The sequence below is a fragment of the Waltera intestinalis genome (assembly GCF_009695995.1).
Taxonomy (GTDB): Bacteria; Bacillota; Clostridia; order Lachnospirales; family Lachnospiraceae; genus Acetatifactor; species Acetatifactor intestinalis.
This window is the reverse complement of the sequence record NZ_VUMU01000041.1, coordinates 1-1,435: the sequence shown is the minus strand read 5'-3', so window position 1 is coordinate 1,435 and position 1,435 is coordinate 1. Positions and strand designations below refer to the sequence as shown.

The 1,435-nt window shown below is 44.6% G+C and carries 1 protein-coding gene; it reads left to right on the top strand.

Going from position 1 to position 1,435, the window contains the following annotated elements; translation table 11 throughout:
* Positions 1–1,435, top strand: a 1,435-nt coding sequence (locus FYJ59_RS14200; RefSeq protein WP_235898062.1) for a DUF3849 domain-containing protein, incomplete at both ends; no start/stop codon positions are given.

The following is a 1,435-nucleotide window of genomic DNA, read 5'->3' as shown; positions in this document are numbered from 1 at the left end:
AGTCATTCAGGAATATGGCTCTGAACGAGTAAGTTATGTGCTTGCCAATTCTGTCATGCACAAAAGGCAGGATGGACGGTTTTCTCCGGAGAATAAGGAGTGGGCAAAAGCTATTGAGCCTTATGCCATGGTGAAAAATGAGGATATGGTTGTGGATTCCCACCCGGCTGTATTAAATGGATTTATCAACCAGACAAGACGGTATATCGAGCAGGAGAAAGAGCTTGCGGCACAGGCGGCTGAGAAAATCACGATTGATGGACAGGAGTGCATCAAAGTCGATGAATGGGGGACTGAGGAAGAAACCTATGTGCTTGGAAATTCCGTAACAGATAATCAATTTTTTTATGCAGAGGTAAATGGTGTTGCCTTTGAGTACGATTATCAGCCACAGCGGGGAGAAGTCGAGGAAGATTATCTCAACGAGATGACGGAAAGGGATATAGATCGTCACGAAACAGAGGTGTTTACACAGATTGAAGGAAGCGAAGATTATCCTGAAGGTGTTGAGGAATCACCATTAACGGCAGAGGATGTGCAAAATCTGGTTCTGATTAACAGGGAGTATTCTGCAGGGACCAGAACCACGGTTTATGATTTTGAGTGCGATATTCGTGGAGAACATGACACATTGCAATATACCTTAGAGCATCACGATGATGGGGAAGGTTTTACCATTCATACGCAAAAGGATGATATTTGGGAACGGATGTCTGAGCCGGAACTTGAGCGTCTTGAGGGTATTATCAGCCGTGAAGCCTTGTATTTTAAATACCATGATAAAATAGCAGGGGCAAAGAGCATAGAGGATATGGAGGAGATTCAGTTCAGTATTATGGAAGATGAGTCTCCTTATTTTTCGGCAGTTTCAGATAGGGTATGGAAAGAATTTAACCAGAAAGAAAATGAGCTGTCTGGAGAAAATCGGGAAACTTCCGGACAGGATGTCCAAAAGCCGGAGGAAGTGTCAGACACATCATTAGAGCCGGATATCGAAGTACCTGTGAAGCAGGCAGAACCGCAGATTGATAAGACCGGGGCTGTCAATTTCCGTATCACGGATGATGCTTTAGGAATTGGCACTGCAAAGGAAAAATTCCGCAGAAATGTGGAAGCTATACATACACTGGAGAAAATAGAGAGCGAGAACCGTATTGCAACACCGGAGGAACAGGAGATTTTATCTCAGTATGTCGGCTGGGGCGGGCTTGCGGATGCCTTTGATGAAAGCAAGAGTGCCTGGGCGAATGAATATCAGGAGTTAAAGGGACTGTTATCGGATCAGGAGTATGCTTCAGCAAGGGAGAGTACCCTAAATGCCCATTATACAAGTCCTGCCATAATCCGCAGTATCTATGATGCCTTGGATAAAATGGGATTTGAAAAAGGAAATGTGCTGGAGCCGGCAATGGGTATCGGAAATTTCTTCGGAATG